We start from the raw sequence: 7,183 nt of genomic DNA on the forward strand, positions 1-7,183 counted from the left end.
CTTTTTATCAGTGTTGACACATAAAAAGAGGTTCAGACACAAAAACAGGCTGTGGAGAAGACTTTCTCCACAGCCTGACAACATATATTGTTGTATACTTTCTTTCTATGCTTAAAATTAGATTTTAATACCAATATTTATGCGAAAAAAGGATTTGTTGCAATCACTTTACGATTAACCATGTGCTTATTTTTTAGAAAGGTACTTATAAAGAATCAACACGATCCAATTTAGTAGTACCCTTTTTGTCACGCACATTGCGATAGAAATCGCTCAATCTTAATACAAACAAAGCAATGTGTCTTTTAATCGTAGAGACTACAGGGATATCCTAGGTTTCCATACATAGGAATCTCTCGCTTCAAGCCGTTCGTGGGAATGTAATGGGAAGTATCCCAATTATTAACAGTTTAGCTGAATCGAATAAAGGAAAATTTCTATCGAAGTCTTAAGTTTTTTCTAAATGTGACATATCTGTACTAAATTTTTCGGCAATTTTAATTCTCCTCTTTAGCAGCCTTTGGTTATGAAATAATTCCTTTGTTCATTATTTTAATTTTAATATTTACTTGTATTTTTGATTTGGTAAGTGCATCTCCCCAATGATTGCTTACTTTCCTCCATTTAGGATAGGCATAAGCTCTAGCATATAAGCCTAAACCAATGGGATCAATATGGGCAGATTGTATTTTGGTTATCAAATTTTTATATTGTATATTCATTGCATTTTCAATCCTTTGCTCAATAGTGTGAATATCTTGTGTAGTAGTAAAAGAAGGAGAAAATTCTGTAATATTTATTTCTAAATATATAGGTATATAAAAAGAAAAATTTTCGTTAGATTTAACATGTACACGCTTAACACTATCGCGAATAGAAAAACTAACTCGTTCTTTTGATACTTCCTGATTTTTTGAAGACAGTTCACATGAAAATGGGAGCTCATCATGTATTTTTCCTTGTAAAATTCGCAAAAGTTTTGTTTCGGTGGTTGAGAGCTCGATACGTTTTTTCATAAAATCATCGAGTAATATAGTTCCGTTTATACGAAGTTGCTGTTTTACATCCATCCTAGTAATACTAGGAGTAATTCCTTGTTCTAATTGTTGATCTCGAAGTGTTTGTAAATGAGTAGACACGGTATTATTTCGTTGATAGGATGTTGCTAATAATTTTTTTAAATAAAGAGACAATTGAGGCTGTTGCTTGTGAAAATGAAAGAAAACTTTATCCATAGAGCCCTTAATAGCTATTACTCGAGGCGTTGTGGAATTTCTTGCATCACGATAAAAAACGTCTAGGTAACGAATCCAATTTTTTTTCTTGATTATGTTTTCTCCTACTAAAATGACTTGAGTTTTGCTTCCATCAATCATCCCAATTACCTTTTCATCTAATTTTTCTCGAGAATTTCGTATGGTGTCCGCAGGCACCTTATTACTAACTTCTTTGACCAGAGTATCTTTTTTAAAAGTCGGGCTAGATGTATACACCATAAGTTGATCTTTTTCATCTATTTCTAACCCCATGACAAATTCTAGTGATATATCTTCGAGATTACGATAATCTCGACAGCCGGTGAGAAAAAAACAAAATAAGAATATATAAACAAATATCTTTTTCAATCCCATCACCTTCTTATGTATTTGTGGTAAACTTTGCTATATAACCAAAAAATAAACGGGAAAATATAAGCTACTATAAATCCTATATGGGATATAATATTTTGGTAACTCTCAGATTGTAGCCAAGATGGAGAAATTATAATTACCGCTATCCCCCCTGTTAGCAATAATCCCAGAAGAGGGAAGATTTTTTGGGTATCAGAACCTTTTATCAGTAATAAAACCCCTTGTAAAAACGCAATCCACGATGTAGAAACGACTAATAAATAGATACTTAGCCAAATCATATCGAAGCGTTCTAAAAATCGAAATTCAATTAATTTTAATAAGTTTAATATTGGCTGCGTAAATTGAGTAATGCTATTGGGACTAAATGTATAAAAACAAATAATCGTTACAAGTGTATATACGGACATAGTAATAATATTAGCTATAATAACACCATGAATTGCATACTTTTTTTGTTCTAAAAAAGGATATAAAAAGAAACAAATTTCGAATCCTAAATAGGAGTAAATTAAAGTCGGAACGGCTTGTAAAACGGGAGTAAAACCATCTCTCAAAATTGGTAAAAAATGTAACAAATTCCCCTCTGAGAACGGCAAGAATAAAATAAATGGCAACCAAATCGTCATGAAAAATATAAGCTCACAATACCTTCCCGCTATTTGAAGCCCTTTTTTGAGCAGTACATATGTAGGAACGCAAAATAAAAATATAATTACATAATCTGGCGTATTAGATAAAAACCAATTTTTCGTGAATAGCATACTCTTAACCAATACAATCCAAAAATAAAAATAAAAATATAGGATATATATATATCGGATTCCTCCTCCTACATACTTTCCAAATAATCTATCTAATAAAATACTCGGAGAATCATGTGGGATGGTCTTAGCAACAAGGATAAATAAGATACTGGCTAAAATAGACATAATCCCACCTATTAATATAGATATCCAACCATCTGGTCCTGCTTTTTCTGCTATAACTTTTGGAAGAGATAATATTCCTGGTCCAATTTGTGTACCTTGTATAATAAAAATATATTGCATAACAGTTATAGAAGTTTTTTTATTTTGCATATTCTCACCTATTACATTTGTTGTGAATAAATTTTAAAGGAAAACGAACAAAAGAATCTTTCAATTCTTTAAAATAAAGTGGTGCAAATGGCCTTCCATATGGTGTGCCTAATGATTCTAAACTGATGAGATGTATAAGTAATAGCATCCATCCTATGATAATTCCGACTAGCCCAAAGCATGTGGCCAGTACCATTAAAGGAAACCGTAACAATCGAACAGCTGTTCCCATATCGTAATTTGGAAGTATATATGAAGCAAGGGCTGTAACGCCAATGACAATCACCATAGCATTACTTACAAGGCCCGTTTGAACAGCAGCTTGTCCAATGATAGTACCAGAAACAATTCCTACTGTAGGACCAATGGGTGCAGGTAGTCGTATGGCAGCTTCTCTCATTAATTCTAATACTACTAGCATCAAGAACGCCTCTAATATAGTAGGGAAAGGAACTTGTGCTCTTGATTCTGCAATCGAAAAAAAAAGTTGTATAGGAATAACTTCAAAATGAAAGGAAAGTAAAGCAATATAGATAGATGGCAAGAAAAGAGCGATGATAAATGAAAAAAAACGTAATAATCGGATAAAAGAAGTGATATACCACCTTGAACCATAGTCATCTATAATTTGAAAAAAAGAAACGAATTTCACAGGAGCCAATAATATCTGTGATGAATTATCTAAAAGAAGAGCAATACCACCTTCCATAAGATGTGCAGCGACTAAATCAGGACGTTCTGTCAGAAGAAACTGTGGGAATGGAGAATAGTTATCATCCTCAATATATTCCACGATTTCATTCATATTCATAATGAAATCCACGGGGATTTTTTCTAAACGTTTTATGAGTTCTGATAATATGTCATCAGCAGCTACCTTTTTTAAATACAGTATTGCACTACTATTCTTTTGTTGACGAGCTAGTTTCATATCATGAATAATTAAATCTGCAGTTGGAATGTAACGTCGTATTAAAGCAATATTTTGAGTGAGACTTTCTACAAAACTCTGTTGGGTACTTTTAATTGATAACTCACTATGAAAATTTTGTGGAGATCTTTCCGGCCAAGTAGCTGTATCAAAATAATATCCTTGGTGGTTACCCTCAATAAGTAAAATGCTCTTTCCCTCAAGCAAATATTTTTCGATATCCGTCAGTGAATGAACAATCCCTTTATATCCAACAATATCAGAAGCATCTTTATGTGTTTGTGAAAAATGGTGACGTAGTGGATTTATGATATGATTATGCAAAAATTCTTTATTTGTTAAGCTATCTAAATAAAGTACACTACTGTAAAAGGTGCCATCTTTCACACAAATATTTTGAATGATTAGATCTGAGGCATGATGAAAAATAGATTGAACCTCTTTTATATTATTGGCTATAGATGTACTTGGAAAATGGCCAATTGTCATAAATATTACACATCCTCTATTTTTTTAGCTAAATATATATACTTTTATCTTCTTTGCATATCAACAATTATATACACTTCTCCTATATAAATTTCCTTCGTGGTTTATTCTAATTCACCAAACTATCACGTGTTATATTCTTACTATATTACCTAAAAACAATTTACTCTATGCATAGATTTTTATTGTGAATGTTTTTGTATATAGAGCATGAATCGTTTCAATAAGAATGTTAAGTGTTGAGTAGTTCAATTTATTTTTCAAACTTTTTTTGTTTTCACCTCTACAATAATCACCAGTTTTAAATATGTATTTTTGCATATTTAAGTTTATGTTGTATTTTAAAACCAAAAATGATAATCATATTGGTATAACGAACCAACGTGATTATCATTTTCAATTCACACGATTCTCAGATTTGACTGTATAGGTCTTTGGATTGATTTTAATGATAAACTACCTTGTAAGGATAAATATTGACTACGGATGTAATATATCACTTTAAATGAGTTTGGTTATTCATGTGAAATAATCGATCCATAATTCTTTTATTGCTGTATATATATTGTCTAATATTCCCTTGAAAAACGTATGAAACAAAGCCGTTCTCTATAAAAACGGAAGGTGTTTTCCCTCTCTAAATAGGGGTTCCTAATATAAACGGGAAGAAAGCCAAGATATATTCAATAAATAATGTATCTCCAAATAAAAAACTTGTATTTATTATTTATTTGATTATACTAAACAAAAAAAGAAAGGAGCACATCCAGTCATATGGGAGGGAACTGGGTGATATAGACTATGTTTATGCAACAACGACGACAAGAAATTATCAACATCCTATTACAAGATCAAAAATGGCATAGGTTAGAAGAGATTGCAGAGTATGCTCACTGTGCTGTGAAAACTGTTCGGCGAGATTTATACTATCTAAAAGATCAATTACCATCCGATTGGCGCATACAAGTAATAAAGGGGAAAGGAGTAAAATTATACAAACCACCTCATTCGTCTCAAACCAGTATATATTCTTTCTTTAAGCGCGAAGATATGCGGTTTCGTATTTTATCTCAATTACTACAAGGGGATATTCATACTGTAGCACAATTAGCTGATACGTTATATGTACAAGTTTCTACGTTATCCCCCATTCTTCGTAGTATTCAAAAATATCTCCGTTATTTTGATTTAGAGTTATTTAAAAAGCCGTTACGTATTGTGGGAAAAGAAGCACATATCGTATATATGTTTTACGAACTATATTTTACAACTTATGGATGGGAAGAATGGCCCTTTCCTGAAGAAATAGGCGTTTTTTCTTATATTTCACACATCGAAAAGCAACTAGATATTCAATTCTATCCAAGCTATAAACAAAGATTTGCCTATTTATTGGCCGTTGCAATTCGAAGAAAAAAACAAGGATATCAAATAAAAATATTACCTATTCATGAAGCGCTTATAATGGAAACATCTTTCTATCGCAAAATTAAAACTCTTCCATCTACCCTATGTGGAATTTTATTAACAAAAGCAGATCAAGTTTTAATTACAATTGCTGTGAATTGTTGTATGTTTGCCCATTCTAATCGAAATCAATTTAAACAAGAAATGTTACAACAGTTTTATACAGGGGAAGCCACTGTATATCAATATGCACAAGATTTAGTAGAACGTTTAGAATTAGTGTTCGATACAACCTTTTGTCAGGATGAAGAATTATTGTTTTGTTTATTACAATACATTAGACAGATTTCATACCGAAATCAATTTATTCCTACTATCACATCACCTACACTTGAATGGCATGAGCTAGTAAAACAAAAACATGCTACAACTTTTCAAAAAGTCTGTTCTGTCTATACAGAATGGGTGAAGGAGCACCCTTTTATCTTTCGTGCCAATGAGGAGGATACTCTAGCTATTACGTTACAATTAGAAGCAACATTTCAGTTATCAAAAAAATATCGTAAAAAAGTACTTTTATACTTAGGTGATTCTATTTTATGGAATAGATATATACAAGGTGTACTCTATCATGAGTTTGGTAATAACTTATTTATTGTACCAGAAGAGGTACTAGATATTTATAAATGTGATCTTCAAAAATTAGATATAGATGGGATTATCAGCACCATTCCATTAGAAAAAATGCAGCTGCCTATTTTTCAAATATCAGTTGTTCCGACTCGAAGAGAATTAGACGATATTCAAATATTCTTAAGTACAAAGTAACATCAAAAATATAACTGAATTAGCAAGCTAACCGACTGATTCAATAATAAATATTAAAGAATCCGCTTAATCAAAAGGACTCTTTACCGGTAGTACTACTGTGAATTGTATGTGAAATTTGTCACTTTAATTTAAAGTTTAGAAAAACATGCAACAAGTAAGTGTTAGATTCGTGCATAAAGAAATACAATTTTTCAATTTAGCAACAAAAAATAAAAAAGCATTCCTACATCTGAGAAGCTAGATAAAACTTTCAAATAGGATGCATTCACTAATTTGCATTTTGAGGTTTAAATAATCAGAAATATGCATACTATAAATGGTTAAATAACAGATGATACTAATATAAAAATACCCTACCTACATCTGTTGTTGCCTCATATATTTTTAGAAGGATGAAGAATGTGAAAATTACCACAATTATATCTTCGTTACATACTTCATTCCTTCATTTCTATTTTACCCCCACTATTTCTTATTCTTCTTAGTAGATGATCTAAGCCCTAAGAAATACCTTATTGGCAATATAAGTAGAAAGAATATAGTGCCAATAACTCTTATAATTGCTGATAAAATTCTCAAACCACTATTTTTCACAAATTTTATAATAGACATTTTAAACAATTTCTTTTGCATATATTTATATTATTTCTTAATATGTACCTTTCTCCTAAAAAATTATAAAAATAATGTAACTACTCAGCTTCCTCACGGAAGCTTTCTTAATTTTACTAGTTCCATATGCCTCTCATTTGTAAATACTGAGTATATCAAACAGTGTGGAGGTGATAATATGGTCGATCGAAAAGTCATTT

4 protein-coding genes are annotated in these 7,183 nt (G+C 31.2%); 1 reads left to right on the plus strand and 3 read right to left on the minus strand.

Going from position 1 to position 7,183, the window contains the following annotated elements:
• Positions 1 to 524 precede the first annotated feature (524 nt).
• The 3 genes from JDS99_RS29380 to JDS99_RS29390 are packed head-to-tail and all read right to left on the minus strand — an operon-like array spanning position 525 to position 4,133.
• On the minus strand, positions 525 to 1,625 hold the full coding sequence (locus JDS99_RS29380) for a Ger(x)C family spore germination protein (protein ID WP_199696302.1): 1,101 nt from the start codon (positions 1,623 to 1,625) through the stop codon (positions 525 to 527).
• 5 nt (positions 1,626 to 1,630) lie between these two features.
• Positions 1,631 to 2,713, minus strand: a complete 1,083-nt coding sequence (locus JDS99_RS29385; RefSeq protein ID WP_199696303.1) for a GerAB/ArcD/ProY family transporter — start codon at positions 2,711 to 2,713, stop codon at positions 1,631 to 1,633.
• Positions 2,714 to 2,717: 4 nt separating this feature from the next.
• Positions 2,718 to 4,133 (minus strand): spore germination protein, encoded by a 1,416-nt coding sequence (locus JDS99_RS29390; protein ID WP_199696304.1) that lies wholly within the window; start codon positions 4,131 to 4,133, stop codon positions 2,718 to 2,720.
• Between the two features lie 801 nt (positions 4,134 to 4,934).
• Here JDS99_RS29390 and JDS99_RS29395 point away from each other — a divergent pair.
• Positions 4,935 to 6,368 (plus strand): BglG family transcription antiterminator, encoded by a 1,434-nt coding sequence (locus JDS99_RS29395; RefSeq protein WP_199696305.1) that lies wholly within the window; start codon positions 4,935 to 4,937, stop codon positions 6,366 to 6,368.
• Positions 6,369 to 7,183: the final 815 nt, after the last annotated feature.

It is taken from the genome of Bacillus cereus group sp. N6, from assembly GCF_016483705.1.
Lineage (GTDB): Bacteria > Bacillota > Bacilli > Bacillales > Bacillaceae_G > Bacillus_A > Bacillus_A wiedmannii.

Bases quoted from the DNA above. Each gene is read 5' to 3' on its own strand.
- JDS99_RS29385 (WP_199696303.1), bottom strand. From the start codon at position 2,713: ATGCAAAATAAAAAAACTTCTATAACTGTTATGCAATATATTTTTATT.
- JDS99_RS29390 (WP_199696304.1), bottom strand. From the start codon at position 4,133: ATGACAATTGGCCATTTTCCAAGTACATCTATAGCCAATAATATAAAA.
- JDS99_RS29395 (WP_199696305.1), top strand. From the start codon at position 4,935: ATGTTTATGCAACAACGACGACAAGAAATTATCAACATCCTATTACAA.